Genomic DNA, 15,746 nt, shown 5'->3' with positions numbered 1-15,746 from the left:
CCCTTTACGCCGCTTCGCTCTGTAAAGGCCACCGGTGCGCTCTGCGTTCGGCAAAGGAGACGCACTGATGACCATAGCCTGTCTTGGTTGGGGCTCCCTCGTCTGGGACCCGCGAGAACTCGCGATTCAGCGCCAGTGGTACGATGATGGACCGCTAATTCATGTTGAGTTCGTGAGGCAGTCCCAAGATGGACGGATAACGCTGGTCCTAGTCCAGACAGAAAGCCCTGTCCGCTCCTTGTGGGCGGTTATGGATGCGGCCGACCTTGCCTCTGCAAAAAGGGAGCTCCGTAAGCGTGAGGGAATTCCTGAGAAAAACGAAGAAAAGCATATCGGTGCTTGGTCAGTTGGGGATCCATCTCCTGCGCTGATCCCCGGTCTCGCCGAATGGGCCGTAGGCCACGGCATAGCTCATGTAGTCTGGACCAACCTACCGCCAAAGTTCAACGGTGAAGAAACCACACCTTCTGCCGAACAGATTGTGAAGTATCTGGCCAGCCTTACAGGCGCCCAACGAGAAGTGGCAGAACGCTACGTTCGTTCTGCACCGAAGCAGATTGATACGGGTTACCGTCGCCGCATCGAGGCGGCGCTCCAGTGGACTGCACGCGATGCAGTACAGTAATAGCAGATTGCGGCCGAACAAGCCCATCCAGCCGACGCCAAAAAGCGGCGCGGCTGATGGACGACGTTGGGCGGGCTCTAAGAGAGCCGGCCTGACCTTTGCCACCACCGAATGTCAAGTAGATAGTGACGAGAAATGAGAAACTTGTTTTTGCCACACAAAGCTTGTGTCGAATTTTGCGAGGCGGCTGGAGACGTGCTTCCGTTGAGCGCAGATCCTGCTTTCTTGTATCACTACACTACGACAGAATCTGTCTTCTCCATTCTTCAATCATCCGAGTTGTGGCTAAGCCACGCACGGTTTTCACTAGATGTAAGCGAATTGGATTACGGTCTGGATGTAGTAGAGGGTGTTATTAATCGACGTGTAGCGGCCTTGCAGGAGTCAAATCAATCGGAAATATTGAAGACTTTGCAAGTCTACGCTCGTGAGAAGCTGGAAACCTATGATCCGTTTATTATTTGTTTTTCTGAGACTCCTGATGTTCTTTCGCTTTGGAGAATGTTTTCTCTCGAAAAGGGCGTGTGCCTAGGGTTTGAGGTGCAGGGGCTATTGGCCACGAATTCTGATGTGATCAATTGCTTTTTTAAAAACTCGGGGGCGCTTGGAAAAGTTTCATATGACCCGGGTGAGCAGATTGCGATAGCTGAAGGGCTTGTTGATACAATTATTGGCTCGCTTGGGCGGGCGGTAAAATATGTTGATGAAAAGCATCCAGATGAGGCATTGGATGTTTACGCCGTCCATTTGCTCGCAGCGGCCATGCTCTTCAAGCATCCTTCATTCCAAGATGAACGAGAGTGGCGATTGTTTCAATTTGCGCATTTCGAGACGGAAAGTGACCATCAAGCGTTGCGATTTCGAACTAAGGAGGCGGCGATAGTTCCAGCGATTGCTGTGGCTCAAGAAAAGCAACCACTCCCGTTGGAGGAAATATTCTGTGCCCAAAGCGCACTATACCCGGACCATAGGCGTGCACTCGAACTTCTCAAGGTGAAGACCGGGCATGCTAAGGCAGCGGTCCATATGTACGACAGCAAACTCCGAATATAGTTGATTAAAGTGCGACACAACCAAGAGGGGCTATTTCATCTGGAAATACATTCCGCCAAGCCCAACAATAGCTTGCAACGGACGCCGTAAAGCGGGCGCCGCTGAAGCTAGGCGTTATACAGCTTTACACCGTTGCGCAACACGCTACAATGTAGCTCATGATCAAGTCGTTCAAGCACAAGGGATTGCGCCGTTACTACGAGACAGGGAGCACACGCGGCATCCAGGCGAAGCACGCCAAACGGCTAAAAATGCAGCTGGCAGCCCTCGATACCGCAGTTGAAATTGCTGACCTGGATATTCCTGGGTACGGGTTGCATCCGCTCAAAGGGAACCGAAAGGGCATATGGGCCATTACCTTAAGCGGAAATTGGCGGCTCACCTTCCAGTTCTCAGACGGCAATGCGTATCTGATTGATTATGAGGATCATCACTGATGACTATGCACAACCCCCCACATCCTGGTGAGTTCATTCTGGCAACCTACATGGAGCCTCACGGTCTGAGCTGCCGCTATTTGGCCGAGCAGCTGGATGTGTCGCCATCTACCTTGAGCCGGATTTTGAAACAGCAGAGCGGTGTTAGCCCGGAAATGGCGTTGCGGCTGTCCAAGGCGCTAGGCCGTACACCGCAAAGTTGGCTCGCAATGCAGGATGCTTATGACCTATGGCACGCGGGTAAGACCATCAAATTGGATAAGGTCCATAAAGTTGAGCTTACCGCTGCATAACCAGTCGCTCGAGTTCGCTCCGGCCCTGGCCGGGCCTGTGCCGGGCGGGCTTTCTAACCTTGTCCCGGTGAATTGGTCCCCTCTTCTATTTAGGTGGATCTTCCCGCCGGCTCTTGGGTCACTGTCGGTTGGGAGGTTGATTCTTAGGCGAGTATGGCGCCCCGGGCAGGATTCGAACCTGCGACCTGCCGCTTAGGAGGCGGCTGCTCTATCCTGCTGAGCTACCGGGGCAGGGCATCGGTGCGTATGATAGCACGAACCCCTCTCAGACCCACGGAGCCCCATGCCCCGCAAAGCCGCCTGGTGTGACCTCAGCGACTGTTTTGCCTGCACCATCCGAGACTCGGCCCTGTTCTCCGGATTGCGGGAGGCGGATCTGGCCGTGGTGCACGGCGCCATTGAGGAGATCCCGCTGCGCCCCGGGCACTGGCTGTACCGCGGTGGCCAGTCCGCCGACTCGGTGTTCACCGTGCGTGGCGGGCTCGTCAAACTGGTGCAGTACCTGCCCAACGGCGATCACCGCATCGTGCGTATTGCCCGTTCCAGCGACGTGCTGGGCCTGGAGGCCACCCTGCGCCAGCCCTACCAGCACGATGCCATCGTGGTGCAGGCCGGGCTGGCCTGTCGCATTCCCATCGAGGTGCTGGACGAGCTGAACGCCCGCAATCCCGCTCTGCACCAGGAGTTGATGCGCCGCTGGCAGTCCGCGCTTAGCGAGGCTGAGGCCTGGCTGACGGAGTTGTCTACCGGGTCGGCCCGGCACCGGGTAATCCGCCTGGTGCTGCGGTTGTCCGATGAACAGGGGCGGGGTAGTGCGCCATTGTTCAGCCGCAAGGACATGGGTGCCATGCTGGGGGTCACCACCGAGTCGGCCAGCCGTGCCGTGGCCGAGCTGAAGCGTGCCGGTTTGTTGGGCGAGGACGCTCGGGGGTTCTGGTGCGACCGCGAGGCGTTAGCGCAGCGCGTTACCGATTGAGAAATTTCATCGCCGCCGATTGACGATTTTCAATGCGGTGCGGTTTCTTGCCTCATTACCATCCTCCCGACTTGCGGAGTCACTTGCTCTGCAGCGGAGGATGGAAAGATGCGCAACTATCTGTACCTGCTGGGTGCCATCATCTTCGATGCGCCCTCCCCAGGCCGTTTCGAGGCCGCCCGCTCTTTGACCACGGCCCTGCGCGCGCAGGACCTGCCTGCCGGCCACGCCGCCATTGTCGAGCGGATCGATTCTGAACTCACCCTGACCCCCCAACTGGCCTGCGAGCACAGCCGCCTGTTCGTACTCGGCAACCCCGACGTGGCGGCACAACCCTATGCCGCCTACTGGCTGGAGGGGCAGTTGATGGGGGAGTGCACGGTCAACGTGGCCCGCCACATGGAGGCCTTCGGTTTCGGGGTGGATCGCGCCAGCGGCCTGCTGCCCGATCATATCGTGGCGGAGCTGGAGTTCCTGGCCCTGCTTTCCGATCTGGAAACCCCCGCGGCGCGCGATGCGCTGGAGGCCTTCAACGATCAACACCTGGTGCGCTGGGTGCCGCTGTTCACCCGGGCGCTGCGCCGGGCCGATCCGGCCCCCCATCCGCTCTACGCTGCAGCGGCCGACCTGCTCGACCTGCTGCTGACCGAGCACCGCCCCTGGCCGGGTGACCCGGTGTACCGGCAGCACGCCCCCGCCGCCCTGTCCATCTGAACAAGCCCCTGTCGAGGTACCGGATGAGTTCCAAACAAGCATTCAACCCCGGTCGTCGGGCCTTTCTGACCGGTAGCGCGGCCGGTGCCGGCCTGGCCGTGGCCGGGGTGACCACCCGGGCCCTGGGCCGGATCCAGGCACCGCACCAACTGGAGAAGCTTAAGCCGACCACCGAGACCTACGGCTTCTGCGACATGTGCTTCTGGCGCTGCGGCATCAAGGTCCGCTCCCGGGATGGCCGGGTCGTCAAGATCGACGGCAACCCGGAACACCCCCACAACTACGGCATCGTCTGCGCCAAGGGCAATGCCGGCCCCATGTGGGCCTACGACCCAGACCGCCTCAAGTACCCCATGCGCCGTGTCGGCAAGCGCGGCGAGGGCAAATGGGAGCGGATCAGCTGGGACGAGGCGCTGGACGAGGTGGCGGCCGGGCTGGCACGGGTCAAGGAGCAGTACGGGCCGCAGGCGCTGACCGTGATCGGCCACGGCACCTGGATGAAGCCCTACACCCGCCTGGGCCGGGCCTTCGGCTCCCCCAACATCTGCAGCCCCGCCTTCGGGTTCTGCTGCGGCCCGCGCCTGGTGGCCAACGACCTGGTGGCCGGGCGCACCCTGACCGGCAACGAGACCCTGGACCTGGAAAATTGCCGCTACTTCCTGATGCTCGGCCGGAACATCACCGAGGCCCTGCACAACGGCGAGGTGCGCGGCTGGATGGACGCCGTGGCCGAGGGCGCCAAGTCGGTCTACGTGGACCCGCGGTTCAACATCACCGCCTCGAAGTCCCAGGAGTGGCTGCCCATCCGTCCGCTGAGCGACCACGCGCTGCTGCTGGCACTGATCCACGTCGTTATTGAAGAACAGCTCTACGACCAGGCCTTTGTCGCCGAGTACACCACCGGCCTGGACGAGCTGCGCCAGCGCGTCCAGCCCTATACCCCGGAGTGGGCCGAGGGCGAGACCGAGATCCCGGCCGACACCATTCGCCGCATCGCCCGCGAGATGGCCGAGGCCGCACCCCGGGCGCTGGTCTACTCCCCGCGCCGGGTCACCCGCACCACCAACCAGCTGGGCACCCTCCTGGCCATCGCCCAGCTCAACGCCCTGCTGGGGGTCTGGGACCGCTACGGCGGTATCTTTACCCCCCAGACCTTCGACATCCCGGAGCCGGACCTGCCCCCCTACGAATACCCGCGGGCGGACAACCTGCCCGAAGAGTGGGTGGACGAGGAGGGCCGGCCGCTGCGCGCCGATGGCGCCGGGGTCGACGGGGCCTTCCCGCTGGCCTGGGGCGATGACCGGGGGCTGGCCAACCAGCTCTGGCGCGTCATGGCGACCGAGGAGCCCTATCCCATCAAGGCCTTCATCGCCGCTGGCGGCAACGGCTTCCTCAGCGGGCCCGATTACGAGCTGGTCCACAAGGCGATTGAGAACCTGGAGTTCTTCGTGGCCTGCGACGTGATGCCCAACGAGATGAACAGGTACGCGGACATCCTGCTGCCGGAGGCCAGTTACCTGGAGCGCTACGACGACCTGCAGACCGGCGGTCAGCGCGAGGGCTACGTCGCCCTGCGCAGCCCCGCCATGGAGCCGCTGCACGAGAGCCGGGATGCCTGGACCATCTGCAAGCAGATCGCCGAGCGGCTGGACCTGGGGCAGTACTTCCCCCACGAATCGGTGGCGGATCTGGTGGACGAGCGCCTGCGCAAGGTGGGCCTCAGCCGCGAGGAACTGGAGCGCAAGGGTGTGGCCAAGATACCGGCCGACCCGGCGGTCAACTTCCCCCGGGAACATGGCCGGCGCTCCGAGTTCCCCACCCCCAGCGGCAAGCTGGAGCTGGTGCCCAGCCGCCTCAAGGCGATGGGCTACGAGGAGGCCCTCGACTACCGCCCGCAGGTGGCGCGTGAGCCCGACGAGTTTCACCTGGCCTTCGGCCGCACCGGCGTGCATACCCACACCCGCACCCAGAACAACCCCTGGCTGACCGAGTTCATGGCCGAGAACCGTCTCTGGGTCCACCCCGATGCCGCAGCCGAGCGGGGCATCGAGGACGGTGACCCCCTGCGCGTCACCGACCGCAAGGGCCGTAGCGAGACCCTGCGCGCGAAGGTGACCCGGCGCATCCGCAAGGACACGGTCTTCATGGTGCACGGCTTCGGCGGCTTCGACCCGCGCCGCCAGCAGGCCTACGGGCGGGGCGGTGCGACATCCAACCTGGTTTCCAACGACGTGGACCCCTACCTCGGGTCGGCCGCCCTCGACCGGGGGCTGGTCCGGGTGGAGAAAGCGAGCGGGGGTGAGGCATGAGCGAGAAACGGTACGTAATGCTGGCGGACGTTACCCGCTGCATCAACTGCAAGGCCTGCGTGGTGGCCTGCCGCGCCGAGTGGGATACCCCGCTGGGCCATTCCCGCGACTGGGTGGCCGAGGTGGAGGACACCGACGACAACGGCATGCCGGTGCTGGACTTCTTCCCCGGCCGCTGTCAGCACTGCGAAAACGCCCCCTGTGTCAGCGCCTGCCCCACGGGCGCGGCCTGGCAGCGGGACGACGGCATCGTGCTGGTGGACGACCCGCTCTGCTCCGGTTGCGAGCTCTGCGTGCCCGCCTGCCCCTACGATGCCCGCTGGCTCAACCCGGAGACCGGCACGATCAGCAAGTGCACTTTCTGCCAGCCCCGGGTGGACGAGGGGCTGCAGCCGGCCTGCGTGGAGACCTGCGTGGGTGGTGCACTGCACTTCGGCGATGCCAACGACCCGGACTCCGAGGTCAGCAAGCTGCTGGCGGAGAAGGAGTGGGTGCAGCTGACCACCGAGGCGGTGCCCGCCTCCACCAACCACTACTACTACACCGGCGGCAAGCCGCTGCCCAAAGAGGTGCTGCCCCGACCGGTGCAGCAGTCGATCCAGGAAAAGGCGATCAGCGACGTGGTCAACCCCACCGCGAAGATCGGTCTGGGGGCCATGGTGGCCACCTTTGCCGGCGCGGGGCTCAAGAAGCTGATCGACCGGCGCAACGAGCTGAGCGGTGATGAGCGTCCGGCAGAGCACGGGCGGGAGGAGCAGTGATGGCAGAGGCAGAGAAGATCAAGGTCCGCGACCGCTGGACCATCCGGCTGCACTGGTTCAACGCCCTTTGCTGGGCGCTGCTGGTGCCCACCGGCCTGGGTATTATCAGCGGCGAGAGTCTCCGCCTGGCCCCCGCCTGGTGGCCGCAGTTCCTGCAGACCCTGTTCGGTGGCAACCAGAACCTCATCCTCTTCCACGTGGTGCTGGGCGTGGTCTGGATGGTGGGTATCGGGCTGTTCATCCTGCTGCGCTGGCGCAGCGTGGTGGTGCCCTTCCTGCGCAACGTGATGGTGCTGACCCCCGGCGCGCTCTGGCGTGACCTGCGCACCCTGGTCATCACCATGGCGCGGCTTTTCGGCCTGATGAAGCGCGTGCCCATCCCGCCGCAGGGGCGGTACAACGGCGCCCAGCGGCTGCTGGGCACCATGATCGTGTTCGCCTCGCTGGCCATCGCCTTCAGCGGGTTGTACCTCTACTTCGGGCCGATGGTCTTCCACTTCCCGGACAGCGCCCTGTACGGCGCGGCGTTCCGCTGGGCGCTGGTGGTGCACGCCGCCGCGGTGTTCCTGGTGCTGATCGGGCTGGTGCCGCACATCTACTTTGCGATCGTCGAGGAGCGGGAGTCGCTGGAGACCATGAAGAGCGGCTACGCCGAGGTGGACTTCATCAAGCACCATAACCCGCTCTGGTACGAGGAGCTGAAGCGCGAGGGCAAACTGCGTTGAGCGAGCGTCCCTAAAGCAGCAGGGAGAGCGCCACCGACACGGTCAGTATGGACAGCACCGTGGAGACCAGGATGGCCGTGGAGGTGGGGCCCGCGTGGATCCCGTAGCGCTGGGCCAGCACGTAGACGTTGGCGGCCACCGGCAGGGTGGCCAGGATGATCAGCGCGGTCTGCAGCGGCCCGTCCAGCCCGAGCAGCGTGGTGGCGCCCCAGATCAGCGGCGGGTGCACCAGCAGCTTGATGGCCACCAGCAGCAGCGTCTCGCTGTTGGCCGAGCGCACCGACTGCTGCGCCAGGGTGATGCCCAGCGCAAAGAGGGCCGTCGGCCCGGCGGAGGCGCCCAGCAGCTCCAGGTAGCGCACCGCCGGCGCCGGCAGGTTGATGGACAGCAATGCCAGCGTGACGCCGACGACGCTGGCAATAATCAGTGGGTTGCGCGCCACCCCCAGTGAGGCGGTACGCACCGCCCGCCAGAAGCCCTTGCCCTGGTCCTTCTCCAGTTCGATGATCACCGTGGCCACGCCGATCATGATGGCGCTGTCGACGATGATCACCACCATGGCTGCCGGCAGCACGTGGGCCCCCATTGCGGTGACCACCAGCGGTAGCCCGACAAAACCCACGTTGCCGAAGGTGGCGGTCAGTGCCTGGATGGCGCGGGTGCCGGCACCGCGGCCGTACAGCGCCTTTATCCCCAGCCAGGTAGCAAAGAAGAGCACGAACGCGGGCAGCAGCCAGGAGAGGAACAGCGCCGGGCGCAGGATGTCGGCGGCGTCCATCTCCGCCGTGCCGCTGAGCAGCAGGGCGGGCAGGGCGAAGTAGAAGACGAAGGTGTTCAGCAGGCGGGTGTTCTCGCCGGCCAGCAGCCGGGTGCGGGCGGCGGCCATGCCGGTGAAGATCAGGGCGAAGAAGGGCAGGGCAACGGCGAGGACGACATCCATGGTGGCCTGGTCTCAAACGAAAAAAGGCCGCCTGGCGGGGCGGCCCTTTGGGGGCAGGCCCGGCCTGAATCAGGCGGCCTGCCGGGTGGTGTCTGGTGGAGCCGAGGGGAGTCGAACCCCTGACCTCAGCAGTGCGATTGCTGCGCTCTCCCAACTGAGCTACGGCCCCGAAACAACGCGTATCCTAGCACCGCCGTTGGCAAGAATAAAGAGCCCGGCCCCGGACAGTCCCGGAGCCGGGCTCGATTCCCCATGAAGAAGCGCCTCCGGGTCAGCCGCGCTCGGCGGCCACGGCGTTGGCCCGGTCCATCAATTCACTGCGCTCCTGCAGCAGGTAACCGATCTCGCGATAAGTGTGAACATCCAGCCCGGTATCCTCAACCGCGGTGGTCATGGCCTCGCGGGCCTCTTCCTGCAGGGCCAGGGCGTCCTCGCCCTCCGCCTCGCGGATCTGGTCCGCGTAATCCTCACGGACGTTCTGGATGGCCTCGGCGGCCTCCAGGAAGTTGCCGAGCTGCTCATCCTCCACCTCGTCGGCGCTCAGTTCCGCCTCGCTGGCCACCTCGCTCTCGTACAGGTCCTTGTCGTTGGCGGCCCACGCCACGCCGGCCGGGGCCAGGGCCAGGCCGAGGGAGACGAGGAATGCCGGAATGTGGCGGGTGGTTACTCGCATGGTGCACCTCCGCTAGAAGTGTTCGGTCGGCTCACCACCGGGTGTGCCGTGTGCGTACCGTTGCAGGGGTGATGCCAAACAGTGATGTCTTTAAAAACAGTGCCTTACGAGACATACGGGGCAGGCGCGCCTGTGCCCTTGCGGCACATGTGCGTGCGGGTCGCGCTCAGGGGCTTCAATATCCCCGGGCCTGGATGCCGCGCCGCTCCAGCAGTGAGCCGTCCAGCCGGTAGAGGTCGACCAGCGCCTGGCGGTAGCCTATCTGAGCGGCCTGCTGGTCCACCTGGGCCTGCAACAGATCGCGCTGCGCCTGCGAGAGGGCGAAGGCGGTGGTCTGGCCCACCTCGAAGCGCGCCTCCTCGGCGCGTAGCCTCTCCTCCTGGGCGGCCCGGGTGGCGGCGGTGGCTTCGATCTGGGCCTGGCTGCGCGCCACCTCCAGCCACGCGCTCTGTACATCCACCTGCACCAGCCGGGTCAGGTTGTCGATGCCAAGCAGGGCCTGCTCCCGCTGCAGCCCGGCCTGGCGGTGCTCCGCCTGACCGGCGCGGCGCCCCAGCGGCTGTTCCACCCGGAGGCCCACAACGGCGTCGTAGCTTCGGCCATCCAGCTCTTCCACGGCGGAGCCAAAGCTGTCGGCATAGCCGCTCTTGCCCAGGGTGACGAACAGGTCCAGCCGCGGAAGGAGCCCGTTGCGGGTGCGAACCAGTTCCAGTTCGTTGCGCTGCAGCAGCAGCCGGGCCTCGCGCAGTTCCGCCCGGTGCTCCAGGGCCAGCAGCAGGTGGGTGGCCACCGGGTCCGGCTCCGCGTCCTCGGGCAGGGTGGGCGCGGTCTCCGGGGTCAGCTCAGGTGCCTCGCCGGGGGCGTAATCGGTACCGGTCAGTTGCAGCAGCTCCAGGCGCGCCACGTCGCGGCGGTTGCGGGCATCGATCAGCTCCTGTCGGCGCAGGGCGGCCTCCGCCTCCAGCGGGGCCAGCTCGGTCTCCGAAAGGTCCCCGAGCCGGACACGTTCCTCGGTGCGCTCGATCTGCTCCTCGGCCAGGGCCAGCGAGGCCTCGAACAGCTCAATCTCCCGCTCAGCCTGTACCAGGTCCCAGTAGGTGGTTTCCACGTCCGCCACCAGGGCCTCGGTGAAACCGCGCAGCTCGTACTCCGAGCGCAGCGTGTCCAGCTCTGCCTGCTGGATGCGAACCAGGTTGACAGCGCGCCCGCTGCCCCGGAGCAACGGCTGGTTGAGCGTAAGGTTGAGCCGGGAGCGGTGCAGGGCGCTGCTGTCGGCGGCGCCGGGCGCGTCGCTCTCGCTCAGTCGGCGGTCCTGGGTGACGCCCAGCTCCACCTCGGTGCCCGGGGCGAACTGCTGGCGGATGCCGGCTTGAACGTCCTCGCGCTCAGTCTCCACGGCGAAGCGGTCGCCGAGCCGGTCGTCCAGCCGGTCTTCCCGGTCACGGCGCACGCGCAGTTCGGCAAAGATCTCCGGATCAAAGACCGCCCGCTCGATCTCCTGAAAGGTGGCGGCGATCTCCGGTTCCAGGCGCTCGGAGCGCAGGGCCGCGTTGGACTCCAGCGCCCGCAGCACCGCCTCCTCCAGGGTGAGGGACTCCGCCTGGACACCACCGCTGGCCAGCAGTGCGGCCAATCCGATCAGCAGGCCATTCATCCGGGTCATGTCGCGCGTTTCCTTACCGGGTGGAAGAGGGTGTAGACCACCGGGATCAGCAGCAGGGTGATCACCGTGGCGCTGGTCAGGCCGCCGAGCACCGCCCGGGCCATGGGGGCCTGGGCCTCGGCACCCTCGCCCCAACCCAGGGCCAGGGGCAGCAGGGCGAGCATGGTGGTGGCCGAGGTCATCAGCACCGGACGCAGCCGGCGCCGGCCCGCCTGCAGTGCGGCAGCCCGTGGCGGCAGGCCGGCGCGCCGGTAGCGGGTGGCGCGGTCCACGATCAGGATGCCGTTGTTGACCACAATGCCGGCCAGCAGGATGGTGCCGATAAAGGACTGGGCGTTCAGGGTGGTGCCGGTGAGCCACAGGGCCAGGATGACCCCGATGGCGGCCATGGGCACGGTGAACATCACCACCAGTGGGTCGCGCAGCGATTCATAGAGTGAGGCCATCACCATGTAGACCAGCACCACCGCCAGCACCAGCGTGAGCGTCAGGGCGCTGAAGGCCTCGGCCTGCTCCTCGTAGTCGCCGCCCAGGTGGTAGCTGTAATCCCGGGGCAGGGGTTGCTCGGCCAGCCGCTCGCGCACGTCGGCCACCACCGAGCCCAGGTCGCGGTCGGCGATGTTGGCGTAGACCAGGGCGATGCGCTGGCGGTCGCGCCGGTCGATGCGCAGCGGGCTGGTGCCCGCCTCGCGACTGACCAGGTTGCGCAGGGCGATGGCCTCACCCTCGCGGTTGCGCACGGTGAGGTCGAGCAGGTCCTCCAGGTCGAGGGCGCGGGCGTTGGCCAGGCGTACTCGGATATCCACTTCCTCGCCGTTGTCCTGGAAAAGCCCGGCCCGGGTGCCGGCGACAGCGGTCTCCAGGGTGCGGGCCACCTGGCTGGGGGAGACGTCCAGGTCGGCGGCCCGGGCGCGGTCGATCATCAGCCGGTTCTCGGGGATGCCGTCGTCGCGGGAGCGGCGCAGGTCGGTGATGCCCGGCACGCCGTCAAGCCGCTCGATGGTGGCCTCGGCCAGACGGTCGAGGGTGTCCAGGTCGAAGCCGCGGATCTCGATGGCCAGTTGTTCACCCTCGCCGCCGAAGCCGCCCCGGAACAGCATGCCGGAACGGGCGCGGATGCGGACATCGGCGCCGGGGATGTCGGCCAGCGCCTGGCGGAGTTCCTGGGCGACGGCTTCGCTGGAGCGGTCCCGTTCGGTGACGCTGCCCAGGGCCAGTTGCAGGTTGCCGCGGGCACCACCACCGGCGCGGAAGCCGCCGCTCCCGGCCCGGGTCACCCACGCCTGGGTCTCCGGTACCCACTCCAGCACCCGGGCTTCGATCTCCCGCATCCGCTCATCCATGAACTCCAGCCCGGTGCCCGGCTCGTAGGTGATGGTGATGCGTACGTCGCCCTCGTCGGTGGCGGGCATCAGCTCGGTGCCCAACCGGGGCAGCAGGGCCAATGCCAGCACGAAGGCCGTCGTGCCCAGGGCCAGGGCGGCATGGCGGTTGCGCAGGGTGGCGGCCAGCAGCCGGCGGTAGCCGTGATCGAGCCCGGTGAGCAGGCGCTCAACGCGTCTTTTGATCCGCCGCAGCGGGTGGCCGGCACCCTGTCGGGGGGCTTCCGCGGCCTCGACCGGGCGGACATCGCTCGCACCGGCGCGAGTCAACTGGCGGCGCGCCCGTTGCGGAATCAGCGCCGTGAGCATCGGCACCAGGGTCAGTGCCACCAGCAGGGAGCAGAAGAGGCTGAAGGCCACCACCCAGGCCAGCGGCTGGAACAGCTCCCCGGCCAGCCCCTCCAGGAAGACCAGCGGCAGAAAGATGGCCAGGGTGGTCAGGGTGCTGGCGATGACCGCCGGGGCCACTTCGCCAGTGCCCTGGACGGCGGCCTCAAAGGGCGTCGCCCCGCGTTCCCGCCGGGCAATCACCGACTCCAACACCACGATGGCGTTGTCCACCATCAGCCCCACGCCCAGGGCCAGCCCCCCGAGGGTCATAAGGTTGAGAGTGAAGCCGCCGCCGTAGATCAGTGCGAAGCTGGTGACCAGCGAGATGGGGATGGCCACGGCCGCCACGGCGGTGGCCCGCACGTCGCGCAGAAAGAACAGCAGCACCAGGATGGCCAGGCTGCCGCCCAGTACGATGGACTGACCCAGGTTGCGCATGGCCCGCTCGATGTAGCGGGCGGAATCCGTGATCGGCTGGAGCTGGATGGCCGGGTAGTCCAGATTCATGCGCGCCAGCTCGCGGCGCAGCTCCCGGGCGGTGGCGACGGTGTTGGCCTCGGACTGCTTGCGCACCGCCAGCCGGATACCCGGCTCGCCGTTGATCAGGATGCGCCGGGTCTCGCGCTGGTGGGTGTCGCGGATGTCCGCCAGCTGGCCCAGGCGCACGAAGGCGCCATCGGCTCGGGCCAGGGTGATCTCGTGCAGGGCGTCCAGCTCGGTGAAGCGGCCGGGGATGCGCAGGGCGCGCTCGTAGCGGCCCTCCTCAAGGCCGCCGGCGGCCACCTCGAAGTCTGCCTCCATCAGGGCATCGCGCACGCCATCCAGGGTCAGCCCCAGCGATTGCAGCCGCCCCGGGTCCACGCCGACCTCGATTTCCCGTTCCAGGCCGCCCCAGATGTCGATGGCGCCCACGCCGGGCAGCCGCTCCAGGCGGTAGGCCATCTGGTCGTCCACCAGGCGGCGCAGTTCGATGGGATCCAGCGGGCCGGAGGCACCGATGATCATGATCGGCGTATCGCCCAGGTCCACCTGGCGCACCCTGGGGCGATCCGCCTCATCGGGCAGGTTGGGAACCACCCGGTCCAGGCGGTCGCGCAGGTCGTTGGCGGCCTGCTCCAGGTTGGTGCCCCAGGCGAAGTTCAGCGTGACGTCGGATTGGCCCTCACCGGACACGGAGTTGATCCGCTCCACCCCCGGCACGGCGGCCACGGCGTCCTCCACCCGGCGGGTGATCTGCTGCTCCACCTCCCGGGGCGAGGCGTCGGCGTAGCTGGTGGAGACGGTCAAGGTGGGGTAGGCCACGTCCGGCAGCAGGTCCACCGGCAGCCGGGTCAGCGAGGTCAGCCCGAGGACCACGGCGATGAGGGTGACCATCACCGTGAAGACGGGGCGCTGGGCGCAGAAGGCGGCGAGCTTCACCCTTCCTGATCCTCGTCATGGCGGGCCAGGACGTCGGTGAGCCGCTCCGGGCGCAGCGGGCTGCCATCCTGGATCAGGTGCTGGCCGAGGGTGACCACGTCGCCGCGTAGATCCGGCTCGCGGATCTGGACCCGGTCGCCGTCGCGGACGCCAGTGACCACCACCTGGTAGCGGGCGCGGGGCGGCTCGCCCTCGTCCACGTCGTCGTCCACCAGGTAGATACCGGTCTCGTCACCGCGCCGGACCAGGGCGTCGCGGGGGACCCAGAGGGCATCCTCTGCCTCGCCCACGGTGATCGCCATGCGGGCGAACAGGCCCGGGCGCAGGCGGTCGTTCGGGTTGGGTACGGCCAGTTCCAGGCGTGCCTGGCGGCTGCCGGGACTGAACCGCGGAGCCAGGCGGGCCACCGTGGCGGGGAAGGGCTCCCCCGGATAGACATCGACGGCCAGACGGGCGCTCTGGCCCGGATGCAGGTGGGCGTAGTCCCGTTCGGTGACGAAGCCCACCGCGCGCAGGGTGCGCGTGTCCATCAAAGAGACCACCGGGTCGCCGGCGTTCAGCGAGGCGCCCTCGTCGCGGTAGCGCTCGCCGACCACCCGGGTGTCGCCGTCACCCTCCCAATCGGCACGGATCTCGGTCCAGGAGAGGCGCACCCGGGCGGCGGCCAGCGCCGCCTCGCGCTGGGCGATCTGCGCCGTGGCCAACTGCTCCCGGCTCTGCTCTGCGGCCACCCGCGCCTCGGCCGCCTCCAGTTCGGCCTGGGAGGCGACCCGGCGTTCCCGCAGCGCGCGGGTGCGGTCCAGTTCCTTGCGGGCGGAGGCCAGCGCGGCGCGGGTTTCGGCCAGCTGGGCGCGGGCCACGTCACGGGCGGCTTTCGCCTCGGCCACGGCCTGCTCCTGCTCCTCGCTGTCCAGCCGGGCGATCAGCTGGCCCCGCTCTACGGTATCGCCGATATCCACCATCAGCTGGCGCAGCCGGCCGCCGGTGCGGGCGGCCAGGTCGAACTCATTGGCCGCCTCCAGGCTGCCGGTAAAGCGGCGCACATCCTGCAGCGGGCCGCGGGTGAGGCTGGCGGTCTCCACCGCCACCGGCCGGGGCTGGCGTTCTCCGCCCATGCCCGGGGCGCCCAGGTCGGGGCCGGTCTGTTGCAGGACATAGAGGCCGATGCCGGTGATTAGCACGGCGGGCAGCCACCAGCGGAGGGCTTTGATCAGCTTGGAGGTCATGGGTTAGTCCGATTCCATGAGTGCGCACCCCGCCATGAGAGCAGCGGCGGGTAACACCACTGTTACACGATCGGCCCGGATTGTAACGGGGTGTGACAGCGCGTTCGTCGCAGGCATCCCCCGATTGGATGCCGTTGGAGCCGTGGGGTTCCCCTACGGCGGGTGGTACTCCGGCTGGGAGCGGGTACAATGCCGCACTGCAACGATCCCGGGTTGGCCA

Annotated in this window: 14 protein-coding genes and 2 tRNA genes; 9 read left to right on the top strand and 7 right to left on the bottom strand. The window is 66.7% G+C overall.

From position 1 onward, the window contains the following. Window positions 1–67 precede the first annotated feature (67 nt). The 4 genes from DFR31_RS13740 to DFR31_RS04940 all read left to right on the top strand — a co-directional run bounded on the left by DFR31_RS13740 (window position 68) and on the right by DFR31_RS04940 (window position 2,408). On the top strand, window positions 68–625 hold the full coding sequence (locus tag DFR31_RS13740) for a hypothetical protein (RefSeq protein ID WP_147436942.1): 558 nt from the start codon (window positions 68–70) through the stop codon (window positions 623–625). 204 nt (window positions 626–829) lie between these two features. Continuing rightward, on the top strand, window positions 830–1,678 hold the full coding sequence (locus DFR31_RS04950; RefSeq protein WP_170153595.1) for a DUF2971 domain-containing protein: 849 nt from the start codon (window positions 830–832) through the stop codon (window positions 1,676–1,678). Window positions 1,679–1,836: 158 nt separating this feature from the next. Further along, the gene (locus DFR31_RS04945) at window positions 1,837–2,115 is read left to right on the top strand and encodes a type II toxin-antitoxin system RelE/ParE family toxin (protein ID WP_121441520.1); all 279 of its coding nucleotides are present in this window, start codon (window positions 1,837–1,839) and stop codon (window positions 2,113–2,115) included. After that, entirely contained in the window at window positions 2,115–2,408 is a 294-nt protein-coding gene (locus DFR31_RS04940) for a HigA family addiction module antitoxin (protein ID WP_211328234.1), read from the top strand. The genes DFR31_RS04945 and DFR31_RS04940 overlap by 1 nt, the downstream gene beginning before the upstream one ends. Before the next feature lie 154 nt (window positions 2,409–2,562). Here the strand turns inward: DFR31_RS04940 and DFR31_RS04935 are convergent. Then, window positions 2,563–2,639 (bottom strand) — tRNA-Arg (locus DFR31_RS04935). A gap of 52 nt (window positions 2,640–2,691) precedes the next feature. On the opposite strand from DFR31_RS04935, the gene DFR31_RS04930 reads away from it, so the two are divergent. From DFR31_RS04930 to DFR31_RS04910, 5 genes are all read left to right on the top strand, one after another. Beyond that, on the top strand, window positions 2,692–3,384 hold the full coding sequence (locus tag DFR31_RS04930) for a Crp/Fnr family transcriptional regulator (RefSeq protein ID WP_121441518.1): 693 nt from the start codon (window positions 2,692–2,694) through the stop codon (window positions 3,382–3,384). Window positions 3,385–3,492: 108 nt separating this feature from the next. After that, window positions 3,493–4,098 (top strand): TorD/DmsD family molecular chaperone, encoded by a 606-nt coding sequence (locus DFR31_RS04925; RefSeq protein ID WP_121441517.1) that lies wholly within the window; start codon window positions 3,493–3,495, stop codon window positions 4,096–4,098. Window positions 4,099–4,121: 23 nt separating this feature from the next. Continuing rightward, the gene (locus DFR31_RS04920; RefSeq protein ID WP_121441516.1) at window positions 4,122–6,407 is read left to right on the top strand and encodes a molybdopterin-containing oxidoreductase family protein; all 2,286 of its coding nucleotides are present in this window, start codon (window positions 4,122–4,124) and stop codon (window positions 6,405–6,407) included. Beyond that, the gene (locus DFR31_RS04915) at window positions 6,404–7,168 is read left to right on the top strand and encodes a 4Fe-4S dicluster domain-containing protein (protein ID WP_121441515.1); all 765 of its coding nucleotides are present in this window, start codon (window positions 6,404–6,406) and stop codon (window positions 7,166–7,168) included. The genes DFR31_RS04920 and DFR31_RS04915 overlap by 4 nt, the downstream gene beginning before the upstream one ends. After that, entirely contained in the window at window positions 7,168–7,893 is a 726-nt protein-coding gene (locus DFR31_RS04910; RefSeq protein ID WP_121441514.1) for a formate dehydrogenase subunit gamma, read from the top strand. The genes DFR31_RS04915 and DFR31_RS04910 overlap by 1 nt, the downstream gene beginning before the upstream one ends. 10 nt (window positions 7,894–7,903) lie before the next feature. Here the strand turns inward: DFR31_RS04910 and DFR31_RS04905 are convergent, their stop codons facing one another. From DFR31_RS04905 to DFR31_RS04880, 6 genes are all read right to left on the bottom strand, one after another. Beyond that, window positions 7,904–8,833: an AEC family transporter gene (locus tag DFR31_RS04905; protein WP_121441513.1), complete on the bottom strand. Its 930-nt coding sequence runs from the start codon at window positions 8,831–8,833 to the stop codon at window positions 7,904–7,906. A gap of 93 nt (window positions 8,834–8,926) precedes the next feature. Next, window positions 8,927–9,002 (bottom strand) — tRNA-Ala (locus DFR31_RS04900). Window positions 9,003–9,104: 102 nt separating this feature from the next. Beyond that, entirely contained in the window at window positions 9,105–9,506 is a 402-nt protein-coding gene (locus tag DFR31_RS04895) for a DUF4168 domain-containing protein (protein WP_121441512.1), read from the bottom strand. A gap of 175 nt (window positions 9,507–9,681) precedes the next feature. Then, the gene (locus tag DFR31_RS04890; protein WP_245971087.1) at window positions 9,682–11,169 is read right to left on the bottom strand and encodes a TolC family protein; all 1,488 of its coding nucleotides are present in this window, start codon (window positions 11,167–11,169) and stop codon (window positions 9,682–9,684) included. Continuing rightward, window positions 11,166–14,300: an efflux RND transporter permease subunit gene (locus DFR31_RS04885; protein WP_121441511.1), complete on the bottom strand. Its 3,135-nt coding sequence runs from the start codon at window positions 14,298–14,300 to the stop codon at window positions 11,166–11,168. The genes DFR31_RS04890 and DFR31_RS04885 overlap by 4 nt, the downstream gene beginning before the upstream one ends. Continuing rightward, a complete protein-coding gene (locus DFR31_RS04880) occupies window positions 14,297–15,526 on the bottom strand; it encodes an efflux RND transporter periplasmic adaptor subunit (protein ID WP_121441510.1) in 1,230 nt (409 codons plus the stop codon). Before DFR31_RS04880 ends, DFR31_RS04885 begins: the two co-directional genes overlap by 4 nt. Window positions 15,527–15,746: the final 220 nt, after the last annotated feature.

This window comes from Alkalispirillum mobile (assembly GCF_003664325.1).
GTDB classification, from domain to species: Bacteria; Pseudomonadota; Gammaproteobacteria; order Nitrococcales; family Halorhodospiraceae; genus Alkalilimnicola; species Alkalilimnicola mobilis.
This window is presented reverse-complemented; position numbering and strand designations above follow the sequence as displayed.